This window comes from Kitasatospora sp. NPDC048298, assembly GCF_043201465.1.
In the GTDB taxonomy this organism is placed as follows: domain Bacteria; phylum Actinomycetota; class Actinomycetes; order Streptomycetales; family Streptomycetaceae; genus Kitasatospora.
In genome coordinates this window covers 20,920-47,746 of sequence record NZ_JBICYZ010000077.1, presented here as the reverse complement: position 1 = coordinate 47,746, position 26,827 = coordinate 20,920, and the positions used below count along the sequence as shown (strand labels likewise).

The window sequence follows — 26,827 nt, the reverse complement described above, 5'->3', positions numbered from 1 at the left end:
ACAACCCGACGCCGAAACCCTGCCGCCCAACCCCACACACCATGCCTGAACAGCGAAAAGTCATACGCCGCAAGCGGATTGCGGATGCCTTCTGAGAGATCGATGCCACGAGACCGTCTGGCGCAAGAGCACCTACAGCAACGGTCAAGGCGATTGCATCGAGGTTGCCCCGGAACTCCACGGCACCTGGCGCAAGTCGAGCGCCGGCAACGGCGACGGCGACTGCGGCGAAGTCGCCGAGGGTGTCGCCGGCGTCGTTCCGGTTCGGGACAGCAAGGATCCCCATGGCCCGGTCCTCCGTTTCGCCCCTGAGGCGTGGCGGTCCTTCGTTGCCGGCGTCCAGGCGGGCGATTTCCCGGCCAGCTCCTGAAGTACCTCTTACCGGCGGCGTGCTGGGTCTCTACCTTGCTCGATCACCATGAGGAGTGAGTCCGGCCGGTCTGCTGAGCAGGCATTTCATCGGGAGATGAAACGCCTGACAAGGCGGCCTCGGGCGCGGGATGCTGACAGGAACGTCAACTCCGGGCGCAAGGATGCGCAAGCTATGCGACAGGAGAGGTAGCCATGGGCCTAGAGTTCTTCGGAATCGACCCTGAGACCAACGAGGAAGGCTCGCCCACCGTCTGGGCGGACGTGGCTCGGCGTCGGCTCGTGATCCAGAGCGACACCGTCACAGGGGCCGAGTTCGCAGAAGTCAACGAGACCGAGTGGGTTGCAGGGCACAAGGTCGGCGTACCTGACCACGAGTCCGTGATCAGTATTCCCGAGCGAATGATCCCCTTCATCAGGAAGGCTTGCGATGCCATCGAACGTGCCGGACTTCAGGACCCTGCTCCGGAAGACGAAGAAGTCGGCCGTGCATCTGGAGATGCGTGATCAGTACAGCGTCGGCGACGAGGCCGACCAGTTCGCCGCGTGGAAGGCCGGACACCGGTACTCCCTGGAGAACCGGGCCGAGTGGTGGCATCCGTTCCATGACTTCGTGGTGGAGACCATCGCCCGTGGGGTGACGATTCGGCGTGCCCGGATCGTGTCGGAGCCTGTCACCGAGTACATCCGCTACGAGCACTCCCACACGTTCACCAACATCACGGCCGGTGAGCAGATCCGATGGCTGCCCCGGAGCCGGGCGCTGGACCTGGCGTTGCCGGGAGCCGACTTCTGGTTGTTCGACAGCCGGGTCGTGCGGTTCAACCTGTTCACCGGCGACGGTGAGTGGGCTGCTCCCCGGAACGTGATGACCGAGGAACCGGCCACCGTGGATCTGTGCGCGAGGGCTTTCGAGGCCGTGTGGGAACGAGCGGTACCCCACGAGGACTTCGAGGTCTGAGTCAGCTCTGAACCGCCCGGGTGGACAGCACATGCCATCGTCGTCTTCGTCCAGCGTCGTCGCCGCACGGAAGGCCATCGCCGACCAACTGGTCGAGATCCGCAAGGACGCCGGCCTCAACGGAGGTGAGCTGTCCGCCCTGTGCGGTTGGCATCCGGCCAAGACCTCTCGCATCCAGTCCGGCAAGGCCGCCCCGTCGGAAGACGACATAAGGGCCTGGTGCACGGCCTGCGACGCCGGAGACCGGATCCCGGACCTGATCGCGGCATCCCGTGCCGCTGACTCGATGTACCAGGAGTGGAGGCGCCGGAACAGCTCCGGCATGAGGCTCGCGCAAGAGAAGGTCATCAGCGACTACGAGCGTACGAGGCTCTTCCGGATCTACGTCTCCAACGTGCTCCCCGGCTTCTTCCAGACCGCCGAGTACGCCACGGCGCTCATGCAGTCCATCACGGACTTCCAGGGCACCCCGAACGACGTCGCGGCGGCCGTGCCGGCGCGTCTGGCGCGGGCACGGCTCATGTACACGGGGACACGCCGGTTCGCGGTCCTGATCGAAGAGTGGGTGTTGCGAACCAGGATCGGCAGCGCGGAGGACATGGCCGCTCAGCTCCGCCACCTGCTCACCTTGATGTCGCTGCCCTCCGTCTCCATCGGGATCATCCCGGCCTGCGGCCCGCGAGCCATCTGGCCCCTTGAAGCCTTCTACCTCTTCGACGATCAGCGGGTGGCGGTGGAGACCCTGACGGCGAAGGTCAACGTGCTTCAGCCCAGAGAGGTCACGGACTACGTCCGGGCCTTCATGGGCCTGTCCGGCATGGCCGTGTACGGGGTGCAGGCCAGGGCGCTGATCACCGCCGCCGTTGCCTCTATGGAGTGATGAACCGCAAGAAGGCGCAAGTTCGTTGAGAGTGCCACGCCGGGGCCCCTACGGTCTGTCACGCACCCCGCCGTCGACCGGCGCTCTCGCACCACCTCACCTGCCGCATCATCCCGACCCGAGGGAGGCGCATGATGGCCATCTCCACGTTCCGGTCCCCGAACACGGTGCTCGCCAACGCCGTCGAGGACGCCGTGGACGTCCTGCGGCCGCGCATCTCTGACTCCGACATCGAGAACGTCAGCTTCTCCGTGGGCACCCAGATCAACGGGCACCCGCACCTCGGAACCCACCTCGTCCAGAGCCTCGCCTTCCTCCTTGCGGAGCGCGCCCGCGACGAGTTCGGCCTCGACACCGGCGTGGAGTTCTGCGCGCTCGACAACTCCCCGGCGGAGACAACCAATTTCGACGGGCGGCGCTACCAGCGGGCCTACGCCCACCACCTGGGCGCCGACGCGATCTCTTCGCTCGTCGCCCGGCACTACCTGCCGCTGTTCGACGCCTGCCGCGCCCGGACGAACGTGCCGTACACGGTCACGACCTACACCCGCCAGCAGGCGACCCCGGCCTTCCGGGCCGAGTTCCTGCGGACGCTGGAACTCCTCGACGAGATCGGCACCTGGCTGTCGCCGAACAGCGGCACCGCGCACATCCGGCTGCCCTGCCCCGAGTGCGGGTGGGCGGAGAAGTACGCGGACCGGACGCGGCTGCTGGAACTGGACGACGCCGGCGGCCTGTTCGAGGCGCACTGCTTCGAACACGGCCGCCACGAAGCCGACATCACCCCGCTGGGCGGCGGCTACGTAGACCTCGCCACGCTCTACCGCAACGTCGTCAAGGAACGCTCCTACCGGCCCGGTGACCGCACCCTGCACGTCATGGTCAAGGGCGGCGACTGGGCCTTCGGCTGCCAGCTCGTCGACGGCGCGCACGCCGTCCTCGGCCTGCCCGCCGGACCCCTGCCCGTCCGGATCTTCACTCCCCAGATCCTCGGCAGCGACGGCGGCAAGCTCTCGAAGAGCCTGCTGCGCGAAGCCGCCGACACCGGACCCGCCCCGGACGACACCACCCCCGCGTGGCTGCTCGACCCCTCGGCCTGGCCCGGCACCCAGGAGGACTACCTCGAAGCGCTGACGGGTCTCGGCGAACTCGTGCTGAGCGACCCCAGGCACTTCTTCCGGTCCTACACCACAACCGCATTGGAACACCTGATGAGCACCCGCCGGCCCGCCACGCACGACTCCCAGGCCAAGCGCCCCCGCACCATGCCGATCTACCGGCAGTACTTCGACCTGATCGCCAAGGGCGAGAAGACCGTCGAAGTCCGCGTCGCCTACGAGTCGATGAAGCGGATCAGGGTCGGAGACCTGATCAACTTCACCTGCCGCGAGTCGAGTTGCCTGACCAAGGTCACGCGGATCGGCAAGTACCGCACCTTCGGGGAGATGTTCGGCACCGAGCGGGTGGAAGCCGTCAACCCCCACGCCACCGAGGCCGAACAGCTCGAAGCGATCCACGCCATCTTCCCGCCCCACAAGGAGGCGCTGGGCGTGCTCACCTTCGAGATCGAGCGGGTGGACCCCCGGTGAGTTCCCCGCGCCGCCGCAACGTCCTGGTGATCTGCAAGGGCAACCACTGCCGGTCCCCGATCGCCGCGCTGATCCTCGCCGAACGCGCCGGGCGCACCCTCGACGTGCGCTCGGCCGGCACCAGGGACTGGCACCTCGGCAGGCCCGCCCACCCGCTCATGATCCAGGCCGCCGCCGGGTTCGGCTACGACCTGACCGCGCACCGCGGCGTCCTCCTCGACCGGCAGCAGATCGACTGGGCGGACGACCTGCTCGCCGTGGACGACGAGACCGCCGACACCGTCCAGGCCCTCGCCGGACCCAACCGCCCGGTGCACGTCCTCGGCACCGGCATCACCGACCCGTGGGGCGGCGAACTGGAGGACTTCGCCCGGGCCGTCGCGGAGATCCAGGACGCGGCCCGGCTGTTCCACACCGCCTGACCGGCACAACACGTACTTCCTGCCGGGCGGCCCCGCGGAGCATGCGGGGCCGCCCGCCTGGCCGGTGCGCCGGGCCCTGCACTGCTCGCTTCGCGGATTGGCCCAACTCGGCTGAACTGACGCTGACTTGACCTCTTCCCGCCTACCATCGAGGCGTGCTGACGCGATGGGGGAGTCGGGTGCGCCGGAACCCGGTGCTGGGGGCGGTCGGGGTTGCGGTCCTCTGGCAGGCGACGATCGTGGTGGTGGCGAAGTCGCTGCCGCCGATGGAGCCCGGATGGTTCCCGCAGTTGGGGCCGACCGTGGTCAACCTGGCGGGTGTGGTGGTGGTGCTGGTGCTGCTCCGGGCCTGGGGGCTGCTGGCGGCCGGTGGGGTGACGAGCCTCGGCGTCACGGCGCGTTGGCCGGCTCTGCTGCCGGTAGCGGCGCTGGCCGGGCTGGCGGCGCTGCCCGGGATCGAGGGCAGTACGGCGACCCTGGTGGGCGGGGTGGTGCTGATGCTCAGTATCGGGGTCAGCGAGGAACTGGGCAGCCGGGCACTGGTGCTGGAGGTCGCGCGGCCACTCGGCCCGGTGCGTGCGGCGGGGCTGACGGCGGTGCTGTTCGGGGTCGGGCACCTCGACAACTGGCTGTTCTTCGACGCCCCCCTGGGCAACACGCTGTGGCAGGTGCTGGAGGCCGGTGCGTTCGGCTTCTGCCTGTGCGGCGCGCGCCTGTACATCGGGAGCATCTGGCCGCTGGTCCTGGTGCACGGGCTGTCCGACTACCTGGAGATCTACTCGCCCGGGAAGACGCCCGACTGGCTGCAGGCACTGGGCGTCGTCGTCGACCTGGCACTGGGACTGGTACTGCTGCTCCGAGCTCCGACGGTTCCGGTTCCTGGCCCTCCGGGAGCGGTGCGCCCCCCGGCCCCATCCTGAAGCGCTTCCTGCCGGGCGGCCCGGCGGAGCACGCGGGGCCGCCCGCGAATCGCGAGCGAGTCGCGAGCGAATCGTTCAAGACTCCGCCCCAACCGGCCGCCCACACTGGGTGGATGACCACGACCGACACCTTCACCCCCGCCGCCGGGCGCCTCGCCCTCGGGCTGTACGACCCGATCGTCTCGCTCACCCGCGAACGCCTCTGGCGCAGCCTGCTCGCCATGCACGCCGCCCCCCGGCCCGGCGATCTGATCGTCGACGTCGGCTGCGGCACCGGCTCCCTCGCGCTCCTGCTGGGCCGGGCCGAACCCCAGGCCACCGTCATCGGCGTCGACCCCGACCCCGCCGTGCTGCGCCTCGCCCGCCGCAAGGCCGCCGCGGCGGGCGGCACCGCCGACTTCCGTAACGGCATGGGCGACGCGGTGGACGGCCTGGTCGGCCCCGGGAGGGCCGACACCGTCGTCTCCAGCCTCGTCCTGCACCAGTGCCCGCTCCCCATGAAGCGGGCGATCCTCACCGCCATGCACCGCACCCTGCGCCCCGGCGGCAAGTTGGTGATCGCCGACTACGGCAAGCAGCGCACGCCGGCGATGCGTCTGGCCTTCCGGATCGTCCAACTCGTCGACGGGAAGCAGGACACCCAGCCCAACGCCGACGGCATCCTGCCCCGGCTGATCGCCGAGGCGGGCTTCGAGAACGTGCGCGAGGTGGAGACCGTCGCGACGGTGACCGGGTCGATGTCCTTCTACACCGCGCGGCGGGCCGGCGGCTGAGCGCCCGCCCGGCCAAGTTCCGTCCCGCGCAGGGCGGGCAGCACCTGCGTGGGTGTCAACCCCGTCAACTCCCGCATCCAGCGGGTGAAATGGGCCTGGTCGGCGAACCCGCCCGCGGCCGCCGCCTGCGCCGGCGAGCACCCGTCGCCGAGGGCCAGCGCCGCCCGGGACAGCCGCTGCCAGCTGCGCCAGCGTGCCAGCGGCACCCCCAACTGCCGCTGCGCCAGGGCCCGCAGGCGCTGCGGGGACAGCCCGACCCGCGCGGCGAGACCCTCCAGCGGCACCTGGTCGTCGGCCAGTGCCGCCATCGCCGTCCGCAGCCTCGGGTCCAGGCCGGTGGCGGGCCGCCCGCCACCGGGCCGGACCTCCCGCTCGGTCAGGCCGCGCCACTGCGGGGCCACGGTGACGCCCTCGCCGCAGTCCTGGCGCAGCCGGTCGGCGAAGGCGCAGTGCGGGTCGACGAAGAAGACCAGCACCTCCCGGACCGGGCGCATCCGGTGGCGCACCATCGGCGGCACCACGATCGCGGGGCCGCGGTGGCGCTGCCCGGCCGCGTCGTCGATCGCCGGCCGCCCCGCACCCCCGCCCGCGACGGCGACCTGGAAGGTGGCGTGCCGGTGGAAGGCGCTGTCCGCCAGCGGCCCCCGGTACAGCGCGTACCCGGGCCCGACGGCGAACCGTGCGGGGGCCGCCGCCCTCACAGGCCCGCCTCCCGGGCCCGCCCGGCCAGGCGGACGGCGAAGTACGGCGCGGCGGCCAGCCCGAGCAGGGCCAGCACGCTCCAGAACGGGACCCCCAGCGGGCTCGGCCGGCCGGTGACCATCCGCCCGCCGTCCTCCAGCCAGACCCGGGTCTCGTGGCCGTCCGGGTACGGCCCGTCGACCGGGCGCTCCTCGTCGAACTGCTGTCCGTCCACGCTCCAACGGTAGGTGCAGCCGTACGTCCTGGCGCCCAGGCCGCCGCCCTCCACCGGCAGTTGGCCCGTCACCCGGCAGTGCGTCACCACCGCCGGCACGCTGCGCGGCTCGTGCGCCCGCACCCGGACGGTGTGGACGGCCTGGGCCGCCGCGAACGCCGTGCCCCAGACGGCGGTCAGCAGCAGCACCGCCCACAGGCAGATCGCCGTGTGCGCGCCGCGGCCGGCCCTGCGGCGCAGCGGGACCCAGGCGGCCACGCCCACCGCCAGTGCGGCGGCGCACAGCCACGCCAGCCGCCCGTCCACCGGCTCGTCCTGCGACCACGCCCACACCGCCGGCACCCCGGCGGCGGCCGGCACCGTGAGCGCCGCCGCCGCGGCCGTCCGCGCCCACCGGCGGTCGCGTTCCTTGCTGCTCGCCACGGCTCGTCCCCCTTCCCCCGGTTCCCCTGCCCGTTTCCGACGCCGTGGCGGCCCCGCGGGCGGGCCTTCGTGCCGAGCGGTGACGGGACCGCGACATCGTCACGGGCCGGGGGCCGGGGGCCGGTGTTCGAATCGATGTGTCGACTCTGTGTCATCACCGCAGGACAGCGGCCCATTGCGGTTCGATCACGGTGTGTCCGATTCGTCGAACATTGGGGGAAAGTGTGGTGGTTGATTTTGTTGGCAGTGGTGTCGGCGGGCTCTCATAATTCCTGCCGACACGCGTGACGGAAGCCCCGGAGAACCCCGATGGGGGAGTGGGGCCCGCGCGTGAGATTCCGCATTCTTCCTGGGGGGATCCCTTTGCCCGAGCCCGAGAACGAGGGCGCCGCCGCCGGGCCACCGGCACCGGCCGAACCGGCTGTCGCCGACACCGCTGCCGACGCTGCTGTTGTCGGCGTCGCCGCTGCTGACGCCGCTGTTGCCGACGTCGAGGCCGCCGACGCCGCCGACGCCGAGGCCGCCGCCGCGCCCGCGCCGGAGCAGGCGCCCGCACCGCAGCCCGCCCCGCGCCGGCTGCCGCGCGCTGTGGGCGTCGCGCTGGCCACCGCCGGCCTGCTCGCCGTCACCGCGGCCAGCGCCGCCGTGACGGTCGCCGTCGGCAAGCCCGACGCCCGCCCGGCCGTGGCCGCCTCCGCCCCGCCGAAGGCGGCGAGTGCGAGTGCGAGCGCGAGTGCGAGCGCCGGCGCGAGTGCGACGCCCTCGGCCGCACCCGTCCCGGTGCCCACCGCCGTCCCGGCCGAGCCCGCCCCGGCCAGCACCGTCAAGGGCACGGTCAAGAACGGCCAGCACGAGGGCGACCTGCGCTACTTCCTGCTCCCCATCCCGGCCGGCGGCGAGTCCTACGGCCCCGCGGACGGGATGACCCTGACCAACGACGACGTCTCCGCGCTCTTCGGCAAGCAGGACGGCATCATGGACATCCTCGGCTCGTACGGCTACAAGGGCGGCGCGACCCGGATGTACCGGACCGCCGACGGCAAGGCCGAAGTCACCGTCACCATCCTGCAGTTCGGCTCCACCGCGATGGCGCGCGACTTCGTCAAGGGCTACAAGATCAAGTCGCTGGAGCCGTTCGACATCGACGGCGACCCGGGCGGCCACGGCTACCTGCAGACCCCCAAGCACGAGTCGTACACCGGCTCGATGAGCGGCATCTCCAGCCAGGGCGACGTCCAGTACACGATCGACGTCGACGTGAAGGGGACACCCGACAAGGCGCTGCTGAACGAGCTGATGAAGCGCCAGCGCGAGTGGCTCACCACCGGCGGCTGAGCCCGGCTCCCGTCCGCCCCTTCCTCTTCTTCCTCCTCTGGAGCCACTTCCATGACCACCGAACCCGCGGAGCCGTCGCCCGCCGTTCCGCCGCCGCCCGCGGCCCCGCCCGTCGCGCCGCCCGCGGCCCCGCCCATCGCTGTTGACAGCAGTGAACCCGCCCTCCCCGACGAGCAGTTGACGGCCGAGGCCGCCCCCGCCCCGCGCGCCCCGCGCCGCCCCCGCCCTGTGCTGCTGAGCGCCTGCGCCCTGGTGCTGGGCACCCTGGTCGGCGGCGGCATCGGCTACGCCGTGCAGGCCCAGCGCCCGCCCACGCCGCTGCCGCCGCTCCAGGTCGCCCACCCGTCCTACCCGGCCGACACCGTCGACCCGGCCGCCCTCGCCGCCGAGCAGCCCAAGCCGCTCGCCATCGACGGCGACCTGACCAAGCTGCTGATCAGCGCCCCCGAGGGCAGCACCGCCTGGGCCGACTTCCCGGACAAGCCGGCCTGGATCTCGATCGGCGAACTCGCCGAGGAGAGCGGCAACGAGGCGAAGAAGTTCAAGGAGCTCATCTCCAGCGGTTTCCGGCGCGCGGCCGAGGTCGCCTGGAAGAAGGACGACGTCCGCTACCGCGTCACGCTGATCCAGTACACCGCCGACCACGCCGACATGGCCAAGTCCCCCAGCTGGCCGGCCTTCGCGGACGGCGCCAGCGGCGGCTACAAGGTGGACGCCACGCCCCGCCAGTGGGCCGACAGCAACGACTCGTACTACCTCGGCGAGGCCTACGCCAAGCGCGGCCCGCTGCAGATGAAGGTCGAGGTCTTCGCCGCCCAGCCGGTGAACCCCGACATCCTCAAGGACATCGCCAAGCGGCAGTGGGAGCGGCTGGTATGAACGACGACACCGTGACCGCCGCACCCGCCCCGGGCGCGTCCGAGCCGGCGCCCGGCGCTGTGACCGCCGAACCCGCGATGCCGGTCGACCCCGCCGCGCCCGCTGACCCCGCCGGGCCCGCCGGGCCGAGCCCCGCGTCCCGCCGGCTGCTGCGCGCGGGTGCCGCGACCGCCGCGGCCGCGCTGGTCGGCGTGGCCATCGGCATCGGCATCATCAAGACCCAGTACGACGACCCCGCGCAGGCCACCGCCGCCGCCCCGTCCACCGCTCCCACCCCCACCGCGACCGCCACGCCGTACGGCGCCAAGTCCAACGGCAGCCACTTCGGCTCGCTGCGGGACCTGCTGCTGCCCGTCCCGGCCGGTTACGAACTCGGCCCGGACGACGGCGGCTACGGCAACGACACCGAGCTGAACGGCGAGCAGCTGTCCGCCGAGCTGGAGTCCGATCTCCAGCAACTCCCCAAGGAGAAGCGCGACAAGATGCGCTCCTACTGGGAGAGCATGCACGTCAAGGCCACCGGTGTGCGCACCTACCGGGCCGCCGGGGACGACCTGGTGGTCGGCCTGAGGCTGCGCCAGTTCAACCAGCAGGAAGTGCAGCGGATCAACGAGTACACCGCGGTCTTCACCGGCGACACCGGCCTGTTCCGGATCGGCCCGGCCATCCCCGGCCACCCCGAGGCGCACTGCTACCTGATGCCCGCGCCGCCGTCCGCGCCGATCGACTACCTGGAGTGCTCGGCCGCCGAGGGCGACCTCCTGGTGATCATGAGCGCCGAGGGCGTGGCGCCGCTGCCCAAGGACAAGATCGTCGCCCTCTTCACCCTCCAGCTCGACCGCCTCGCCCGCCCGGGAGCGTCCGTATGACCGACCACGCCACCCCGCCGCCGCCCGCGCCCGGGAGCGCTCCCGAGGCGGATCCGGTCCTGGCGGCGCTCGCCGAGCCCGTCGCCGCCCCCGAAGCCCCCGAAGCCCCCGTGGACCCCGCCGTTCTCGCGGAGCAGGCGGCCCGCCGCACCCGCCGCCGCAAGGCCGCGGTGCGCTTGAGCTGCGCCGCCCTGGTGTTCGCCCTCGCCGGCACCGGCACCGCCCTGGCCGTCACCGCGCCCGACCGCACCGACCTGCCGGGCCTGGCCACCGCGAGCGACGGCCGCTACACCTTCGCGCCGCTGACCCTGCCGCCCCTGCCCGCCGGGAAGAACGCCCCGGACGGCCGGGGCACGTCCCTGCACCACGCGGACCTGCGCCACCTGCTGCTGCCGGCCCCCAAGGAGGCCGGCGGCTCCCTGACCCCGCCCGTCTTCCCGGCCCCCACCCCGGCGCCCACCGCCTCGGGTTCGCCCACCGCCTCCCCGGCGCCGACCCCCTCGGCCTCCGCCGCCGCGCCCTCCGCCACGCCCGCTCCCGGCTCCGAGGTCGCCCCGTGGGTGCCCTGCGACGCGCTCGCCGACGAGCAGCAGGACGCGGTCAAGGCCCGGGTCCTGCTGCTGGAGGACGCCTGCCGCGCGGCCACCGTCCGGGAGTGGACCGCCTCCGACGGCACCCGCACCCAGATCCGGCTGCTGCGCTTCGGCTCCTCCAAGGAGTCCTGGGACGCCTTCGCCGACCTGCGAGGCAAGGGCCGTCCCAAGGCCGCCGCCGACACCAAGAGCACCCCCCACGACGACTGGGACACCCTCGACGGCGTCAGCCTCACCACCGTGGAGTCCACCGCGGCCGGCACCAAGGGCACCCCGACCGCCCGGGTCGCCTACCTCTCCGCCTCCGACCTCCTCGCCGTCATCACCATGACCAACCCCGCCGGCGTCCCGATCGCGCCGTTCCGACAGGTCGTCACTCTCCAGTCGGACCTTCTGGCCTGATCCCCTTTTAGCTGCAGGGCCGGTTCCCCCTCGGGGGGCCGGCCCTGCCGCGTTCCCCGCCGTGTTTCCCCGGGCTGTTCGTCCCCGCCTTCTGGAACAAGATCGGGATATTTCCCGCACCAGCCCGTGAACGACCCCCACTTACGGTGGTCACACACCGGAGAACCGCACACCCGAACGACCACAGGAGAGCCCCATGCGCACGCGCCGCCTCGTCCTCACCGCCGCCGCCGTCGCGGCGATCGCCGCCACCGCCACGGCCTGCGGACCGGACAACAGCGACGCGGCCGCCCCCGCCGCCACCGGCCCCGCGGCCACCGCCGCGGCACCCGCCGCCACGGCGCCCGCCACGCCCGCCCCGGGCCAGGCCGCACCGACGAAGACCGCCGCGCCCAAGTCCTCCGCCACCCCCGGCGCCCCCTCCGCGCCCGCCGCCGACAAGAGCGGGTACGGCCAGGTCTGCGGCGCCAACGACCTGGACTTCGGCGCGAAGAGCGAGACCCAGGCCGGCGGCTACATCCTGATCAGCGCCAAGGCCAAGCCGGGCATCACCTGCACGCTGCCCACGAGCCACCCCGTCATCGCGTTCGGCTCGCGCGGCATCGAGGCCTCGCCCGTCGAGCACGGCACCGGGGAGCAGATCACCCTCAGCGGCGCCAAGACCGCGTACGCGGGCGTCATGGCCAAGACCACCAAGGGCAACCAGGCGGTCGAGTTCACCGACGTCATCATCGGCATCGGCAACCCCGACCCGAACCCGGCGAGCGTCCCCGTCGGCACCACCCCGGTCGACAAGCCGGTCGTCACCAACTGGCACACCGCGCCGAAGGACGCCGTGCCGGTGAGCTGACGCTGCGTCATGTCATGATCTCGGCCGGGAAGATGGCAGCGATCTGCCGACGGACGTCAGCGGGCTGACGACACGGTGACGACGCGGCGCGGCACCCTCGGGAGGTCCCGCCCCACCTCCTCCGAGGAGCGCTCATGACGATCACCCTCCGTCCGGGAAGCACCGTAATGTTCACGGGCGACTCGATCACCGACTGCCGGCGGCGCGAGAGCGAGGACGGCCTCGGCTCCGGCTACCCGCTGCGCATCGCGGGCGAGTGGGCCCACCGGCACCCGGACCGGCCGGTGACCTGGCTGAACACCGCGAACGCGGGCGACAAGGTGACGGACCTGCAAGCCCGTTGGCGGACGGACGTGCTCGACGCGCGCCCGGACGTGCTGTCGGTCCTCGTCGGGGCCAACGACATGGGCCGGCACACCCTCGACCCGAAGGGCCACGTGATCCCCGCGGAGCGGTTCGAGGCCGACTACGACCGCCTCCTCGCGCCCCTCGCCGAGGCGGGCACCGAGCTGATCCTCATCGAGCCGTTCCTCCTGCCGATCCACGGCGTCGTCGAGGCCGGCGCAGCCGTACTCATCGGCGAGAAGGAACGCGAGCAGTGGCGCGCCGACCTGGACCCGAAGATCCAGGCCGTGCGCAGGCTCGCCCGCCGGTACGGCGCCCGACTGCTCGCCGCCGACGGCAGGTTCGCCGAACTCGCCGCGTCGAGCGCTCCGGAGCACTGGTCCGCCGACGGCGTGCACCCGACGCCGGCCGGTCACGCCGCGCTCGCGGCGGCCTGGCTGCGGCTGGTCGCCTGACCGGGGCCGGCTGCCGAGGTCCACCGCTACGCCGGCAGCCGTGCCGCCACCGCTACGCCGACAGCCGTGCCGCCACCGGGCGGTGGTCGCTGGGCGTGGCGGGGAGCGTCCAGGTGGCGGTGGCGGCCAGGCCCCGGGTGAGCACGTGGTCGATGCGGACCAGAGGGAGGGCGGCCGGCCAGCTGAAGCCGAACCCGAAGCCCGAACCGGACCCGGACTCGCCACGGGCCACGGTGAGGCGGCTGGTGAGCGGGGCGAGCGCCCGGTCGTCCGCGGCGGTGTTGAGGTCGCCCAACAGCAGGACCCGGCGCAGCGGTTCGGCGTCCAGTGCCCGGGCGAGGGCGGCGATGTCACGGTCGCGGTGGGCGGTGGCGAAGCCGGTGACACCCGCCCGCACCGAGGCGAGGTGGGCGACGTACACGGCCAACGGCCCGCCCGGGGCGCTGACTTCGGCCCGCAGGGAACGGTTCCAGCCCGGGTCGATGACCAGCCGCCGGGACTCCGTCACCGGGTAGCGGCTCCACAGCGCGACGGTGCCGGTGCGGGCGTGGTGGGGCAGCGCCCGCTCCAGTACGTCCCGGTAGGCGGGCAGGGCCGCGTCCGTGACCTCCTCCAGCGCGACCAGGTCCGGCCCTGCGGCGAGCAGGGCGCGGGCGGTGCCGGCCGGGTCCGGGTTGGCGGCGTTCACGTTGTGGGTGACCACCGTCAGCCCCGGCCCGCCGGCCCCGCCGCCCGTCGGCGCCGGACCGCCGGACAGCAGCACCGGCCCGAACACCACCGCCCACACTACGGCCAGCACCCCGCCCGCGCAGGCCGCCACCGGCGCCCGGCGCAGCGCCGCGCACAGCAGCGCCGCCACCGCCACCAGGCCGCTCCACGGCAGGGCGCTCTCCCACAGGCTGCCCAGGCCCAGGCCGAGGCCCGGCACCAGGCGGTGGCCGCCGAGGGCGAGGGCGGTCAGCAGCCCGAGTGCGGCGGGCACGCGCCCGCGCCGCCACATCGGTACGGCCCGCCACCGGGGCGCGGTACGCGGGGGTGCGGTACGCCGGGCGGGTGCGGGCCGGCGCGGTCGGCCCGGCGGGTCGGCCTGGACGGGAGCGGTCACGGTGCGCCCCCTCACCCTGCGGCGTCCGGCAGCGGAGCCGGGCAGGTTCCGCCCGGCCGGGTGAGCAGCTCGAAGTGCCAGATCTCGTTGTTGTACACCTGGCACAGCCCGTACCGGGCGCCGTGCTGGATCAGCCAGTAGTCCGCGTTGGTCGGCCCGACGTCCACCGCCTTGCCGGAGACGTGCGCGGACTTCTCCGGCGTGTTGACGAACTTGCGGGCCTGCTCCACGCTCCCGTACTTGATCACCGCCTTGTCCAGCAGCCGCTGCTGGTAGGCCTTGTTGCGCCAGCCGGAGGTGACGGTCATCTCGATGCCCTCGGCCCGGGCGTCGCCGGCCGCCCGCCGCAGGGCCTCCAGCAGCGGCCCGTCCAGGTTGCGCACGGCCGGGGCCTCGGTGTCGAAGGGGCTCAGCGTCCGGCCGTCGGGTATCTCCCCGTCCGCCTCGGCCCCGGCCGCGGTGGGCTGGGCGGTGACGGTGGCCGCCAGGGAGCGCAGGACGGCCTCGGTGCGGGGCGGGTCGGCGGCGCACGCCCCGGCCAGGGCCAGCACCGCCGCCGCGGAGGCGCCCGCGGCCAGCCGCCGTCGTCTGCCCTGGGCCGCCGCCTGGTCCGCCTGGTCCGCCTGGTTCGCCTGGTTCGTCGGCTGAGTCGTCTGAGTCGTCCGTGTCGGGTTCATTCCCGCCTCCCGGTGTGTTCGTCCGTTGCCGGACCATTGGAGGAGGCGCGGTGTTGCGAGGACGTTTGCGCAGGTCGATACGTTTTCGATACACCCCATGGGGTCCAATAAGGTGCGAACGGCGACGACGGGAGAACGGCACGTGCGGGTCCTGGTGGTGGAGGACGAGATCTACCTCGCGGAGGCGGTCCAGGCCGGCCTGCGGCTGGAGGCGATCGCCTGCGACATCGTCACCGACGGCGACGCGGCACTGGAGCGCCTGGCCGTCCACAGCTACGACGTCGTCGTCCTCGACCGCGACATCCCCGGCACCCACGGCGACGACGTCTGCCGCAGCATCGTCGAGCGCGCCCTGGGCTGCCGGGTGCTGATGCTCACCGCCGCCGCCCGGCTGAACGAGAAGGTCGCCGGCTTCGAACTCGGCGCCGACGACTACCTCACCAAGCCCTTCGACCTCGCCGAACTCGTCGTACGGCTGCGCTCGCTGGCCCGCCGCCCCGCCCAGGCCGCCCCGCCCGTCCTGGAGTACGCCGGGCTGCGCCTGGACACCTTCCGCCGCGAGGTCTACCGGGACGGCCGCTACGTGGGCCTGTCCCGCAAGCAGTTCGCCGTCCTGGAGGTCCTGATGACGGCGCGCGGCGGCGTCATCAGCGCCGAGGACCTGCTGGAACGCGCCTGGGACGAGAACGCCGACCCCTTCACCAACGCCGTCCGCATCACCATCTCCGGCCTGCGCAAACGCCTCGGCGACCCATGGGTGATCCACACCGTGCCGGGGGTCGGCTACCGCCTCGCCGACCCCGCTACTGCCTCTGATGAGGGCGCCCGGTGACCGCGCGCAAACGGCCCCACCGCCTCACCGCCCGGATGCGGCTGACCCTCAGCTACACCCTCTTCGCCGTCACCGCCGGGCTCCTCTCCCTCGCCGTCGTCTACGTCGGCATGCGCTACGTCCCCAACTACCCCCTCACCTCCTCCAACCCCCGCTACCGCTCCGACGCCCCCTCCCGCCAGGAGATCCTGCACTCCCTGCTCACCGCCAGCGGCTACGCCCTGGCCCTGCTGACCGCCGTCGGCCTGGTCGGCGGCTGGCTGATCGCCGGCCGGGTGCTGCGCCCGCTGCAGGACATCACCCGCGCCGCCCACCGCGCCGCGAGCGGGGCGCTGGAACACCGCATCGCCCTCGCCGGGCCGCGCGACGAGTTCACCGACCTCTCCGACGCCTTCGACGAGATGCTGGCGCGCCTCCAGCGCTCCTTCGAGGCCCAGCAGCGCTTCGCCGCCAACGCCTCCCACGAACTGCGCACCCCGCTGGCGATCACCCACACCCTGCTCCAGGTCGCCGCCGCCGACCCGGCCGGCCAGGACTGGCGCCTGCTCGTCACCCGCCTCCAGGACACCAACCGGCGCGCCATCGAGATCAGCGAGGCCCTGCTCCAGCTCGCCGACCTCGGCAACGCCCCGCCCGACCTCGCCCCCACCGACCTCGCCACCGCCACGGGCGAGGCGCTCGCCGCCGTCCGCGACGAGGCCGAGGCCGTCGGCATCACCCTCACCGCCGACCTGCGCCCCGCCCCGACCACCGGCAACGCGGTGCTGCTGCGCCAGGCGGCCGTCAACCTGCTGCACAACGCGCTGCGGCACAACCTGCCGGCCGGCGCCGGCGGGCGGGTCACCGTCGCCACCGGGGCCGACCCCGAGCGGCCCGGGCGGGTGCACCTCACCGTCGCCAACACCGGCCCGCAGCTGACGGCGGACGCCGTGGCCACCTTCACCGAACCGTTCCTGCGCGGGCGCGGCCGCACCGCCGAGACCGACCCGTCCCGCCGCGGCCACGGCCTGGGCCTGGCCATCGTCGCCGCCGTCGCGGAGGCCCACCACGGGGAACTCCACCTGACCCCCGAACCGTCCGGTGGCCTGCGGGTGACGCTCAGCCTGCCCGGCCCGGTCGAGGAGTAGTCGAGGAGTAGGGGCTCTCTCCCGACGGACCGCCGCCGCCTGGGCCTGCCCGGCCGGTCCGCCCGCCTGCCCCTGGCGGCCCTCCCGCCCGTGTACCCCTCGTGCCCCCGGCGGCTGTCCCGTCCGCCTGCCTCCGGCGGTCCTCCCGCCCGCCTGCCCCCGGCGGCCCTCGTGGTCGTAGCCGGCCGGGGGCGGGTCAGGGGAGGTCGGGTGGGGTGAAGCCGAGGGTGGTCAGGAGGGCGACCGGGCTGCGGTAGTGGGCGGGGAGGTCCTGGTACAGGTCGAGGGCGGCGGCCCAGGAGCGGCGGGCGGCGGCCGGGCGGCCCAGGGCCTGCTGCGCGGCGGCCAGTCCGGCCAGGGAGTTGGCCCGCTGGTCGGTGAACCCGGTGACGTGCCGGCCGACGGACAGGGACCGCGCGAAGTGGCGCAGCGCCTCGTCGGGCCGTCCGGCGGCGTAGCGGGCGAGGCCGAGGACGTTGCGCAGTGAGCAGCCCAGGACGGTGTCGTGGAGGCCCAGTCCGGGCGCGAGCAGCCGTTCGGCCAGGGCCCGCGCGTCCTCGTACCGGCCGAGGAAGAGGTGCACCGAGGCCAGGCTGGTCTCGCACAGGCGGATCGTCCAGTGGTCGGCGTCCGGCCCGTCGGCGGGCAGCAGCCACAGGGCGCCCTCGTAGTGGCGGGCCGCTTCGGCGTAGTCGCGGGAGAAGAAGTGGAGCGCGCCGAGGTTGGCCAGTACCTGGCCCTCGGCCGCCGGGTCGGCGGCCGTGCGCACCAGGGCGAGGGCCTGTTCGTAGTGCCGGCGGGCCCGGACCAGGTCGCCCACGGTGCTCCAGGCGTGGCCCTGGTCGTTGAGGGCGCGGCCCTCGGCGAGCGGGTCCGCGAGGCGCCTGGCCGCGGCCACCGCGGTGCGGCCCAGGGCCAGCCGTTCGGCGTGCAGGCCGCTGCGGTGGAGGTGGATCCACAGTAGTGCGGGGAGTTTCCAGGCGGTCTCGTCGTCCTGGTGCTCGTAGGCGTGGCCGGGGGTGGCGAGCAGGTTGTCGCGCTGCCCGTCGCACCACCGCATGGCCTCGTCCGGTCCGGCGAAGGCCGTGGTGGGCAGGCCCTCGGGCGGGGGCGGCAGCGGCACCCGGGGCCGTCCGGGTATCAGCATCCGGGCGGCGGCCGAGGCCTGGTGCAGGCACCAGGCGTACCAGCGGCGCCGGGCGAGGCCGCGGGAGTGCTCGCTCTCCTGCTGCGCGGCCCGCTCGGCGGCGAACAGCCGGACCAGGTCGTGGAAGCGGTAGCGGCCGGCGGAGTGCTCGGCGAGGAGGTGGACGTTGGCCAGCCGGCGCAGGAGCCGTGCGCTCTGCGCGCCGTCCAGTCCGCCGACCGCCTGGGCGACCGGTTCCGACAGGTCGACGGCGGGGCTGGTCGCGAGCAGCCGCAGCAGGCGTCCGGCGGGCGCGTCGAGGGCGCGGTAGGACAGCGCGAACACCGTGCGCAGCCGGGTGGACGGGTCGTCGCCGTCCGCTTCGAGGACGTCCAGGCGGGTGCCCGCGGCGGCGAGTTCGGCGGCGAAGTCGGCGAGGTCGTGGTGCGGGCGGTCGCGCAGCCGGGCGACGGCGAGGCCGACGGCCAGCGGGAGGTGGCCGCAGGCATCGAGCAGCCGGGTGACGGCGCGCTCCCGGCCCTCGACGCGTTCGGCCCCGAGCACCCGGCGCACCAGCGCCCGCCCCTCGGCCGGGCTGAAGTCCGCCAGCTCGATCCGGTGGGCGCCCTCGCGCACGACGAGCCCGGTGAGCCGGTCGCGGCTGGTCACGACGACCGCGCAGCCGCCGCTGCCGGGCAGCAGCGGGCGGACCTGCTCGGCGTCGAGCGCGTTGTCCAGGACGATCAGGACCCGGCGGCCGGCCAGGACGGAGCGGTAGAGCGAGGCCGCCTCGTCGAGCCGGCCCGGGACCTCCCCGGCCGGCACGCCGAGGGCCCGCAGGAAGGCGGCGAGGACGGCGTGCGGCTCCTGCGGGCCGGCCGGCGACCAGCCGTGCAGGTCGGCGAAGAGCTGGCCGTCGGGGAACCGGTCGCGGGCGCGCTGGGACCAGCGCACGGCCAGGGCCGACTTGCCGCCGCCGGCGATGCCGGTGATCACGGTGACGGCCGTCGGGGGTGGGGATGAGCCGGTGGGGTCGTCGGCGGGTTCGTCGGTGGAGTCGGTGGCGGGGTTGCCGCCGGGGCCGGTCAGGTGGCGGTCCATGGTGCGCAGGTGGTCGTCGCGGCCGACGAAGGACGGCAGCTCCCAGGGGAGTTGAGCGGGGCTCGGGCGGGGTGGCTGCGCGGGCGGGGCCGCCGGCTCGGACCGGTGGGGCGCGGGCGGACCCGCCGCTCCCAGTAACTCGCGCTGGAGCGAGCGCAGTTCGGGGGAGGGGTCCAGGCCCAGCTCCTGCGCGAGGTGCCCGGCGTGACGGCGGTAGACCGCCAGGCCCTCGGCATGCCGGCCGGAGCGGGCCAGGGCCGTCATCAGGTGCCGCACCAGGCCGTCGCGGATCGGGAACTCGGCGACAAGAGCGGTGAGTTCGGAGACGATCCGGTCGGGCCGCCCGGCCGTCAGCTCCAGCTCGTAGAGCAACTCCAGGGCGGACATCCGCCGCTCCTCCAGGCCGGCCGCGACCGCCGCCAGCGCCCGGCCCGGCAGCCCGTCCAGCGCCGGGCCGCGCCACAGCGCCAGCGCGCCGCGCAACCGGGCGGCCTGCTCGGCGCCCGCGGTGGCGGCCGACTCCACCAGGGCGACGAACTCCAGGGCGTCCACCCGTACTTCGGGCCCGTCGAGGAGGTAGCCGGGGCCGTCGGTGCGGATCGGCGGGGCCTGCCCCGGGCCGGGGGCGAGCGCCCGGCGCAACAGGCCGACCATGTTCCTGACCTGGCGGTCGGCCGTGGCCGGCGGCGCCTCGTCCCAGACCGCGTCGACCAGCCGGGACACCGACACCGTCCGGCCGGCATGGGCCACCAGTGCGGCCAGCAGAGCCTGTTGGCGCCGCCCGCCGACGGCGAGCACCGTGGAGTCCGGGGCCCGCACCTCCAACGTCCCCAGGATCCTGAACTCCACGCCCCGCCCCTCCGGTGGACCGGCCGCCGCGGTGGCGCACCGGCACTGCCGCGCTTCCGTGCTTCCGCTCTTCTGTGCTTCCGTACTTCGTCACGCCCGCCCGTGCCCCTGGGCGTGCTCGGCTCCGCCGCCCGAACGGCCGTACGGATACGGACGGTGGCGGGGTAAGGTCATCTTCACCCGGGAGTCGTGTCCTGTCCATGGCATGTCGTCGGGTCGCCCGTGCATGCGTCGTGATCCGGTCATGATGAATTCGTGACGGGCCGCAGCAGGATCTCCACCAGTCCGGTCGGCACCCGCACGGCACCCGCCGCGCACCCAGCGGGTGCCGCGCCCGGCCGACCCCGCCTCCTCGCTCCTCGGCAGGAGACCCTCGTGAACTCCCCGCTCCCGCCGAACCGCCGACGCCCGAAGAGCTCCGGGTCGGCAAGTCACCGCCGCCCCAGGGCACTTCGGGCCCGCCGGGCTCAGGCGGGGCCGGGGAAGCGGTCGATGTTGCGCTCCACCCAGGTACGCAGGTGCGCCAGCGGGACGCAGGCGTCCACGCCCAGCGCGGTGAGGCTGTACTCGACCCGCGGGGGGACCTCGGCGTGGATCTCGCGGTGGACCAGGCCGTGTTCCTCCAGCCGGCGCAGGGTCTGGGTGAGGACCTTGGGGCTGACGCCCTGCAGGCGGGTGCGCAGCGCGCCGAAGCGCTGCGGGCCGTCCTCCAGGGCTCCCAGCGCGAGGGCGCTCCACTTGTTGGCGAGCAGGTCGAGCATGTCGCGGCAGGGGCAGGCCGCGGCGTAGACGGACTTGGGGTCGGTGCAGTCGGGGGCGTGGGCCGTCGTCGGGCGGGGCGTCGGCGTGTGGGTCGGCGTGTGGGTCGGCGTTGTGCGGGTCGTCGTCACCCACCGATGGTACCCATCGGGTACTGCTTCGGTACCCGATGGGTACCAATGGTCCTTGCGGGTAACCACTACCCCTCGCATACCGTCGCCGACGTGCCCGGACGGCGGTGCGCCGCCCTGACGACGAGGAGACCCCCGATGCCCGCGACGACCACGATCCCCGCGACGATGCCCGCCGTCGCCTACCGCCGGAGCCTGCCGGTCGACGACCCGCAGAGCCTGCTCGACGTCGAGCTGCCCGTACCCCGGCCGGGCCCGCGCGACCTGCTGGTGCGGGTGGAGGCGGTGGCCGTCAACCCGGTGGACCACAAGGTCCGGCAGAACGCCGACCCGGGCGGAGAGCCGCGGGTGCTGGGCTGGGACGCGGCCGGCACCGTGGTCGCGGTCGGCGCGCAGGTGGAGCTGTTCGAGGTCGGCGACGAGGTGTACTACGCCGGCGCCCTGGACCGGCCCGGCGCCAACTCCCGCTACCACGCGGTGGACGAGCGCCTGGTCGGCCACAAGCCGGCCACCCTCTCCTTCGCCGGTGCCGCCGCGCTGCCGCTGACCGCGCTGACCGCCTGGGAAGGCCTCTTCGAGCGCCTCGGCCTGGGCGCCGGCGGCCCGGAACAGGGCGGCACCCTGCTGGTGACCGCCGCCGCGGGCGGCGTCGGCTCGCTCGTCACCCAGCTCGCCCGCACCCTCACCGGCCTGACCGTGATCGGCACCGCGTCCCGCCCGGAGTCGGCCGACTTCGCCCGCCGCATGGGCGCCGACCACGTGATCGACCACACGCTCCCGCTCGGCCCGCAACTGGCGAAGGCCGCCCCCGGCGGCCTCGACCACGTCTTCGGCACCGTCGCCACCGACCGCAACCTCACCGCCTACGCCGAGGCACTGAACCCCTTCGGCGGCATCGTCGCCATCGACGACTTCGATTCCCTGGACATCGGCGTCCTCAAGAGCAAGAGCATCTCCTTCCACTGGGAGTTCATGTTCACCCGCTCCCTGCACGCCACCGCCGACCAGGCCGTGCAGCACCGGATCCTCGACCGGGTCGCGCGCCTGGTGGACGCGGGCGTCCTGACCACCACCGCCACCCGCGACCTCGGCCCCGTCACCGCCGCCAATCTCCGGGCCGCCCACCGCCTCCAGGAGTCCGGTACGGCGATCGGCAAGACGACCCTGACCGGGTTCTGAGCCGATGCCCCGGCGCACCGGCCAGGTCGAGGCCCTGCTCGCCACCGGCGGCGGGGCGGTGGCGGCCCTGGCCGCCAGGGCCCTGCTGTCCGGGGTGTACCAGCACCACGGGCAGGACCCGGCCGTACTCGAAGGGGTCGACGCCGCGGTCCTGGCCGTCGGCGCCGTCACGGCAGTCCTGATCTACCGCTGGTTGCTGCGGCGGGACTGACGCCCCGGTCGCCCCGGTCGCCCCGGCGGATCCGGTGACCACCGCACCGCCCGCCTCGGCACGAGAAGTCGGCTGGACCGACTCCTCGCTGCGGCTCGGTGGGGGCGTCGAGGGTCCGCTCCCCGGGAGGCCGGGGCCGTCGGCCTCCCGCACTCGTGCGCGGGGCCCTGGGCCGGGGGCGGGCCGTCCCGTCAGCCGGCCGACGGGGCGCGGGAAGTCGGGCGGGCCGATTTCCCGCGCCGGGCGGTCCTCGAGGGCGCGGCGCAGGCGCCGGATCTCGGCGCGGGCCTCGGCGAGTCGGCGGTGGACGTCGGGTAGCGGGGGAGGAACGCCGGCGGTGCGGCGCAGGGCCGCGACCCACTCGGCCTCCTCCACCGGGCCCACCCCGCAGGCCCGGACGAACTCGACGAGGACCCGTTCGGTGCAGTCCCGCTCACCCGCCAGCACCCCGTGCAGGGTGCTGCGCGGCAGGTGGCTCACCGCTCCCCGCGCCGCGCGCGTCTCCAGCTCGCGCAGGGACGGGCTCCCGGCGCGCAGCCGCAACCGCCGCATGGCGACGAGCAGTTCGCAGCGCTGCGTGACGTACGGCAGGGCCCGATCCGCGCCGGCCGCGGCGGGTGCGACCGGCACGGCCTTGGCCCCGCTCCCACGCCGCCCGGGCCGGTCGGCGTCGGCGCGCAGCCACAGCCGCTCGGCGGTGCGCAGCGAGCCGCCGCAGGCCCGGACGTAGGCCTCGGTGACCGGCCAGGTCGGCACCGTACGGCCCTCGTCCGCGCGGGAGAGGGTGGCGAGGGAGACGGGCCGGGCGAATCCGGCGGTCTTGCGCGCCATCTGGCTGTAGGTGAGGCCGGAGCGTTCGCGCAGGGCACGCAGCCACTGCGCGAGCGTCCGGACGTCCTTGTCCCCTTCAGCCAGGGCGCTGTTCAGGCGCCCCACCGGCCGCCTCCTAGCGGGCCCGGCGGGCGGTGAGCGCCTCGGCCAGGCGGCGCACCAGCTCTGTGCCGAGCAGCCCGGCGCCGGCCAGGGTGGCGACGGCGGTGCGGGCGGGGGTGCCGAAGGCGGTCAGGGCGGTGGTGAGGAGGAGGACGACGACCACGAGCACGGTGGCCGGGACGGGCACCGGGGCCCCGGGCGCCGTCCGGACCTCGACGCACGCCGCGTGCGCGGCCGGGGTGTACTGCTGTTCCATGCGGTCTCCGCTTCGCTGGGTTGCGGTTGTTGCCACTCGACCGGGGTCCTCGCGCGCCCGCACGGCCTTCCAGAGCCGGGCGGGCTGGACGCCCACGCACAGGGTCGCCGTGGCCTGCGGGGGCGGTCCAACGCTTTACGCCCCCGTTTCTCGCTTTGTCCCACTCGAAGGTGAAACGACGTCAGGAGGAATCCGCAGTTCACGGCCGTCGGCCCGTCCCCACCCGGGGCCCGGGCACCTGCCATGTCCGACCCTCCGGGCCCTTTCGGGCTTGCCACGAGGAATGCGAAACGCCATCCTCTGTGGATATCGGCGGGGTGAGCGCCCCGCACAGGCCCCGCCCAGGGCCAAGGGCCGGGGGCGCCCGGGCCCGGTACTGTCACGGGCCCGATGCCTCACCCATGCGGTCTCCCCGGCCGTTGCCACTCGACACCACCAGGGGATTCGGCGTGCCCTGTTCCAGCAGGGCGGGCCAGGTGCGGCACCGCCGCCGCACCGGAGCACATGCACCACCGGGCGGCCGGTCGGGCCGGTCCTCCGCCTGGCCCGGCGGCGCCACCTCGCCGAGAGCCGGCCGGCCGGCCCGTACTCCGCGGATCCCGACAGCGAGGCCCGGGGCCCGTAGCGCGGTCCGGTCCGGGCGCCCAGCCCTGCCCGTCCATCGGCTGCCCGAACACCCCGCGCTCCGGCTCGCGCTCGCCGGCCTCCTCCCAGCGGACCGCATCCCGCCCTGCGCTGACACCGCGTCCGGCGGGCTTCACGAGCCGGTACCCCAGGGCGCCGACATCGGTGGACCTGGCGCGGCTCGTCCTCGTGCCGGCCTCCCGGGACGAGAACCTGGCTCCCCACGGCGACCGAGGAGGCCACCGATGCTCACCGGAGGAGAACGGCGCGCGCAGTGCCGACGAGGTCACGGAACCTCCGCTTCATCGGCCGGATGCCGACCAGGGCCGGAATCGGGCCGGCCCGTCACGCACCGGGCAGCGAGGCGCCCGCGGGCGTGACGGCGACGGTCAGGCCGACGTGGTCGGGGCGCCGGAATGGTCGTCCTGTCGCGCCACGGTCGCCGCCCACTGCCGGAACTGCGCCACGGGCACCGCGGGCGAGGCGGCCGACGGCGAGGCGGCGGAGCCAGGGCGCAGCGACGCCGCAGGCAGGAACACGGCGCAGCAGCGCCGGCACAGCCAGGTCGCCCGCCACACCCGGTGGACCTGCTGCCACTGGTCGTAGGTCCGCGGCCACTGGTCGGCGGTTCCACTCCGACGCTTCCGATGGCGGGGCGTGGACGGCGAGTCCGATGCCCAGCAGGATCGCGGCGACGAGGAGCGCACCGTAGTGGTAACCGGCCTGGTACGCGGTGTCGGAGTTGTCGCCGTTGCCGCCGCCGTCGCCGGAGAGGAGCGCGCGCAGTCCCAGCAGGCCGAAGAGACCGGCCAGGACGAAGAGGGTGATCGCGGCCACGCTCGCGCCCCCGGGCTCGGACGGCATCGACAGCAGCTCCCGCATCGGCGGGTCGAGGGGCCGGTCGGTGTCCAGCAGGGCCTCTCGCACGGCGACGGTCTCGTCCGCCGCCGCGCACGTCGGACAGGTGGTGCTCATCGGGGGTGCCTCCGGAGGCGATGCGGGACGGACACGGAAGAGCAGGTAGTACAGCACAAGGACCTGACAGCCCGTGCGACCGGCCCCGGCACCGGAACGGAGAGGGGTCGGCGCCTGCGGTATCGGGACTACCGGTCCTCCGCGACCGGCAGGAGGCCGCGCTCGCCGAACACCTTCTTGGCGACGAAGGTGGCGTTCAGGGCTTTCGGGAAGCCGCAGTAGGCGGCGGAGTGCAGCAGCGCCTCGACGATCTCCTGCGGCGTCAGCCCGACGTTCAGCGAGGCGCTGACGTGGACCTCCAACTGCGGCTCGCACCCGCCCAGCGCGGTCAACATGCCCAGGGTGACCAACTGCCGCTCACGCGGCGCCAGTCCCGGACGGCTGTAGATCTCCCCGAACCCCCACGCGACCACCTGGTGTCCGAGCTCGGGGCTGACGTCACCCAGGGCCTCCACCACCCGCCGACCAGCCTCCCCGTCGACCCGGTCGAGCACCTCCAACCCGTGTGCGAAACGCTCCCGCCGAACCTCGGCCTCCTCCACGGACCCACTCATCCGCGCTGCTCCTCTCCCGTCGTCCCGGCCGCCGACCACCGGGCGGCGGCGACCACGGCAGAACCGTAGAACTTGGAGCACACTCCAACTCAAACCCGACACGCTGACCCGCCTTCACAGGAAAATTTGCGGTCCGACCCCCCTGAAATGGCATCACTGCGCCCTACCCGAGCCGAAAGATTTCCTGTGACCCCCCGTCCGAAGGGGGGCGACGCCAACACGCCCGAGCGCCGCGCCCGAGGCCCACCGGGGAAGAACGGCCGGCCGCAGCCTGATCTTCCGCGCCGTGCTGTGCCGGCCGGCTTCGCCCCGCGTGGAGTGGGAAGTCGGCGGGTCCCGACTTCCTGTGCGCTTGGCAGGCGAGGTTGTGGCCGCGGTGGGAGGCGGAACGCGGAAAGTCGGCGGGCCTGGTTTTCCGCGCAGGGTGGGGGGCCTGAAACTGAGCGACGGTCACCCGGCCGTGTCATTCTTCGGGGAAGCGGGCCGGGGAGGGTCTGCTGTCCGTTGACGGGGGGCGTGATGGGATCGATCGGTGTCGTGTGCGCGGTGGCCGGGCTTGTCGGTGCGGGGCTGTTGCGGTGGCTGCCCGTCAGAGGGCGGACGGACGGCCTGACAGCGGCCGGTGTCGCGGGAGTGCGGGGCGGTTCGAAGGCCGCGCTGAAAGTGGCCGTCGTAGAACTCCACCTTGCGGGGGCGATCGATGTCGGCCGGCTTGGCCGGCTGCGGCGGGTGGTGCACACCGGCCCCGGACGTGACGTGACTTCGCTGCACCGGGCCGTGTGGAAGGCGTTCGGCCGGGAGCTGTCGTTGGCCGATGCCGCCGCCGCTCCGGCGGTACGGCGGGCTCGGGAGGAGATGCGCGCCGAACTGGCCGGGCGTGGCCTGCGATGCGGACAAGCCCGGCTGACAGTGGCGGGCCTGCTGGCCCTGGCAGCAGGCGGTACGGGCGTGGCCATCGCGGCGCAGGAAGCCTTCTGGGCGGGTGTGCCCCTGGCCGTACTCTCGCTCACTGTCCTGTGCGCCCCGGCGCGGACACTGGCCGGGGGCAAGCTGTTGCGCGAGATGCGCCGCCTGCATCCCCTTCCCGGTGCCACCCCGGCCGGGCCGGAGGAGATCGGCGTTCTCGCCGCGCTTCACGGGCGCCGGGCACTGCGTCTGCTCTTGCCGGAGTTCGCCGCCCGTGCCGGTTTGCTCAGTGGCCGTGCCGCCAGGGAAACCGTCGCCCGAACCGAGGGCGACTCGTACGGCTCCAGCGCCCTTTCGGGTGACGGCGAAGGAGTCTGAGGGGGCGCCACTGAAGCCTTCACTGTGCGGGCTGTGCCCATGCGTGGGTGAGAGGAAGTCGACGGGCCCGACTTCCTGTGCGGGGTGGGGCGGTTGGTGTGGCCCCGGGGAGCAGGAAGTCGA

28 protein-coding genes are annotated in these 26,827 nt (G+C 73.9%); 18 read left to right on the top strand and 10 right to left on the bottom strand.

Annotated elements, in window-relative coordinates:
* Positions 1-91 precede the first annotated feature (91 nt).
* The 8 genes from ACGF0D_RS37210 to ACGF0D_RS37175 all read left to right on the top strand — a co-directional run bounded on the left by ACGF0D_RS37210 (position 92) and on the right by ACGF0D_RS37175 (position 5,914).
* Positions 92-370: a DUF397 domain-containing protein gene (locus ACGF0D_RS37210; protein WP_392879540.1), complete on the top strand. Its 279-nt coding sequence runs from the start codon at positions 92-94 to the stop codon at positions 368-370.
* A gap of 194 nt (positions 371-564) precedes the next feature.
* Complete coding sequence (locus tag ACGF0D_RS37205) at positions 565-876, top strand: hypothetical protein (protein WP_392879542.1); 312 nt, start codon at positions 565-567, stop codon at positions 874-876.
* Positions 800-1,330 (top strand): DUF6879 family protein, encoded by a 531-nt coding sequence (locus tag ACGF0D_RS37200; RefSeq protein ID WP_392924053.1) that lies wholly within the window; start codon positions 800-802, stop codon positions 1,328-1,330. The genes ACGF0D_RS37205 and ACGF0D_RS37200 overlap by 77 nt, the downstream gene beginning before the upstream one ends.
* 31 nt (positions 1,331-1,361) lie before the next feature.
* Positions 1,362-2,210, top strand: a complete 849-nt coding sequence (locus ACGF0D_RS37195; protein ID WP_392924051.1) for a helix-turn-helix domain-containing protein — start codon at positions 1,362-1,364, stop codon at positions 2,208-2,210.
* A 131-nt stretch (positions 2,211-2,341) separates the two neighbouring features.
* Entirely contained in the window at positions 2,342-3,799 is a 1,458-nt protein-coding gene (locus ACGF0D_RS37190; RefSeq protein WP_392924048.1) for an ASCH domain-containing protein, read from the top strand.
* A complete protein-coding gene (locus ACGF0D_RS37185; protein WP_392879552.1) occupies positions 3,796-4,221 on the top strand; it encodes a low molecular weight phosphatase family protein in 426 nt (141 codons plus the stop codon). The genes ACGF0D_RS37190 and ACGF0D_RS37185 overlap by 4 nt, the downstream gene beginning before the upstream one ends.
* A gap of 155 nt (positions 4,222-4,376) precedes the next feature.
* Complete coding sequence (locus ACGF0D_RS37180; protein ID WP_392924045.1) at positions 4,377-5,141, top strand: CPBP family intramembrane glutamic endopeptidase; 765 nt, start codon at positions 4,377-4,379, stop codon at positions 5,139-5,141.
* Positions 5,142-5,254: 113 nt separating this feature from the next.
* Positions 5,255-5,914 carry a class I SAM-dependent methyltransferase gene (locus tag ACGF0D_RS37175; protein ID WP_392924042.1) on the top strand — a complete coding sequence of 220 codons (660 nt, stop codon included), beginning with the start codon at positions 5,255-5,257 and terminating at the stop codon, positions 5,912-5,914.
* Here the strand turns inward: ACGF0D_RS37175 and ACGF0D_RS37170 are convergent.
* Both ACGF0D_RS37170 and ACGF0D_RS37165 read right to left on the bottom strand, forming a co-directional pair.
* Positions 5,887-6,615 (bottom strand): helix-turn-helix domain-containing protein, encoded by a 729-nt coding sequence (locus ACGF0D_RS37170; protein ID WP_392924039.1) that lies wholly within the window; start codon positions 6,613-6,615, stop codon positions 5,887-5,889. The genes ACGF0D_RS37175 and ACGF0D_RS37170 overlap by 28 nt on opposite strands.
* Positions 6,612-7,253 (bottom strand): hypothetical protein, encoded by a 642-nt coding sequence (locus ACGF0D_RS37165; protein WP_392924036.1) that lies wholly within the window; start codon positions 7,251-7,253, stop codon positions 6,612-6,614. Before ACGF0D_RS37165 ends, ACGF0D_RS37170 begins: the two co-directional genes overlap by 4 nt.
* 363 nt (positions 7,254-7,616) lie before the next feature.
* Between ACGF0D_RS37165 and ACGF0D_RS37160 the strand changes: the two genes are divergently transcribed.
* The 6 genes from ACGF0D_RS37160 (at position 7,617) to ACGF0D_RS37135 (ending at position 12,981) form a co-directional block, all read left to right on the top strand.
* A complete protein-coding gene (locus tag ACGF0D_RS37160; protein WP_392924033.1) occupies positions 7,617-8,588 on the top strand; it encodes a hypothetical protein in 972 nt (323 codons plus the stop codon).
* A 51-nt stretch (positions 8,589-8,639) separates the two neighbouring features.
* Positions 8,640-9,467 (top strand): hypothetical protein, encoded by an 828-nt coding sequence (locus ACGF0D_RS37155; protein ID WP_392924030.1) that lies wholly within the window; start codon positions 8,640-8,642, stop codon positions 9,465-9,467.
* Positions 9,464-10,336, top strand: coding sequence for a hypothetical protein (locus ACGF0D_RS37150; protein ID WP_392924027.1), 873 nt, complete (start codon positions 9,464-9,466; stop codon positions 10,334-10,336). Before ACGF0D_RS37155 ends, ACGF0D_RS37150 begins: the two co-directional genes overlap by 4 nt.
* Positions 10,333-11,331: a hypothetical protein gene (locus ACGF0D_RS37145; RefSeq protein WP_392924024.1), complete on the top strand. Its 999-nt coding sequence runs from the start codon at positions 10,333-10,335 to the stop codon at positions 11,329-11,331. The genes ACGF0D_RS37150 and ACGF0D_RS37145 overlap by 4 nt, the downstream gene beginning before the upstream one ends.
* Positions 11,332-11,527: 196 nt before the next feature.
* Entirely contained in the window at positions 11,528-12,181 is a 654-nt protein-coding gene (locus ACGF0D_RS37140; protein ID WP_392879575.1) for a hypothetical protein, read from the top strand.
* 167 nt (positions 12,182-12,348) lie between these two features.
* Positions 12,349-12,981, top strand: coding sequence for a GDSL-type esterase/lipase family protein (locus ACGF0D_RS37135; protein WP_392924021.1), 633 nt, complete (start codon positions 12,349-12,351; stop codon positions 12,979-12,981).
* A 52-nt stretch (positions 12,982-13,033) separates the two neighbouring features.
* Here ACGF0D_RS37135 and ACGF0D_RS37130 read toward each other — a convergent pair whose 3' ends face one another.
* Complete coding sequence (locus tag ACGF0D_RS37130) at positions 13,034-14,086, bottom strand: endonuclease/exonuclease/phosphatase family protein (RefSeq protein ID WP_392924018.1); 1,053 nt, start codon at positions 14,084-14,086, stop codon at positions 13,034-13,036.
* Between the two features lie 11 nt (positions 14,087-14,097).
* Complete coding sequence (locus tag ACGF0D_RS37125) at positions 14,098-14,763, bottom strand: M15 family metallopeptidase (RefSeq protein ID WP_392924015.1); 666 nt, start codon at positions 14,761-14,763, stop codon at positions 14,098-14,100.
* 142 nt (positions 14,764-14,905) lie between these two features.
* Between ACGF0D_RS37125 and ACGF0D_RS37120 the strand changes: the two genes are divergently transcribed.
* Positions 14,906-15,595 carry a response regulator transcription factor gene (locus tag ACGF0D_RS37120; protein ID WP_392924058.1) on the top strand — a complete coding sequence of 230 codons (690 nt, stop codon included), beginning with the start codon at positions 14,906-14,908 and terminating at the stop codon, positions 15,593-15,595.
* Positions 15,592-16,722, top strand: coding sequence for a sensor histidine kinase (locus tag ACGF0D_RS37115; RefSeq protein WP_392924012.1), 1,131 nt, complete (start codon positions 15,592-15,594; stop codon positions 16,720-16,722). The genes ACGF0D_RS37120 and ACGF0D_RS37115 overlap by 4 nt, the downstream gene beginning before the upstream one ends.
* A 196-nt stretch (positions 16,723-16,918) precedes the next feature.
* Here the strand turns inward: ACGF0D_RS37115 and ACGF0D_RS37110 are convergent, their stop codons facing one another.
* Entirely contained in the window at positions 16,919-19,798 is a 2,880-nt protein-coding gene (locus ACGF0D_RS37110) for a BTAD domain-containing putative transcriptional regulator (protein ID WP_392924009.1), read from the bottom strand.
* Positions 19,799-20,265: 467 nt separating this feature from the next.
* Entirely contained in the window at positions 20,266-20,688 is a 423-nt protein-coding gene (locus tag ACGF0D_RS37105) for a winged helix-turn-helix transcriptional regulator (protein WP_392924006.1), read from the bottom strand.
* Positions 20,689-20,826: 138 nt separating this feature from the next.
* Between ACGF0D_RS37105 and ACGF0D_RS37100 the strand changes: the two genes are divergently transcribed.
* Positions 20,827-21,867: a zinc-binding alcohol dehydrogenase family protein gene (locus ACGF0D_RS37100; RefSeq protein ID WP_392924003.1), complete on the top strand. Its 1,041-nt coding sequence runs from the start codon at positions 20,827-20,829 to the stop codon at positions 21,865-21,867.
* Here ACGF0D_RS37100 and ACGF0D_RS37095 read toward each other — a convergent pair.
* The 4 genes from ACGF0D_RS37095 to ACGF0D_RS37080 all read right to left on the bottom strand — a co-directional run bounded on the left by ACGF0D_RS37095 (position 21,785) and on the right by ACGF0D_RS37080 (position 25,420).
* Positions 21,785-23,014 carry a helix-turn-helix domain-containing protein gene (locus ACGF0D_RS37095; RefSeq protein WP_392924000.1) on the bottom strand — a complete coding sequence of 410 codons (1,230 nt, stop codon included), beginning with the start codon at positions 23,012-23,014 and terminating at the stop codon, positions 21,785-21,787. The genes ACGF0D_RS37100 and ACGF0D_RS37095 overlap by 83 nt on opposite strands.
* Before the next feature lie 10 nt (positions 23,015-23,024).
* Positions 23,025-23,267 carry a hypothetical protein gene (locus ACGF0D_RS37090; protein WP_392923997.1) on the bottom strand — a complete coding sequence of 81 codons (243 nt, stop codon included), beginning with the start codon at positions 23,265-23,267 and terminating at the stop codon, positions 23,025-23,027.
* Positions 23,268-24,236: 969 nt separating this feature from the next.
* Complete coding sequence (locus ACGF0D_RS37085; protein ID WP_392923994.1) at positions 24,237-24,866, bottom strand: hypothetical protein; 630 nt, start codon at positions 24,864-24,866, stop codon at positions 24,237-24,239.
* A 128-nt stretch (positions 24,867-24,994) separates the two neighbouring features.
* Positions 24,995-25,420 carry a carboxymuconolactone decarboxylase family protein gene (locus ACGF0D_RS37080; RefSeq protein WP_392923991.1) on the bottom strand — a complete coding sequence of 142 codons (426 nt, stop codon included), beginning with the start codon at positions 25,418-25,420 and terminating at the stop codon, positions 24,995-24,997.
* Positions 25,421-25,939: 519 nt separating this feature from the next.
* Here ACGF0D_RS37080 and ACGF0D_RS37075 point away from each other — a divergent pair.
* Complete coding sequence (locus ACGF0D_RS37075; RefSeq protein ID WP_392923988.1) at positions 25,940-26,704, top strand: TIGR04222 domain-containing membrane protein; 765 nt, start codon at positions 25,940-25,942, stop codon at positions 26,702-26,704.
* Positions 26,705-26,827: the final 123 nt, after the last annotated feature.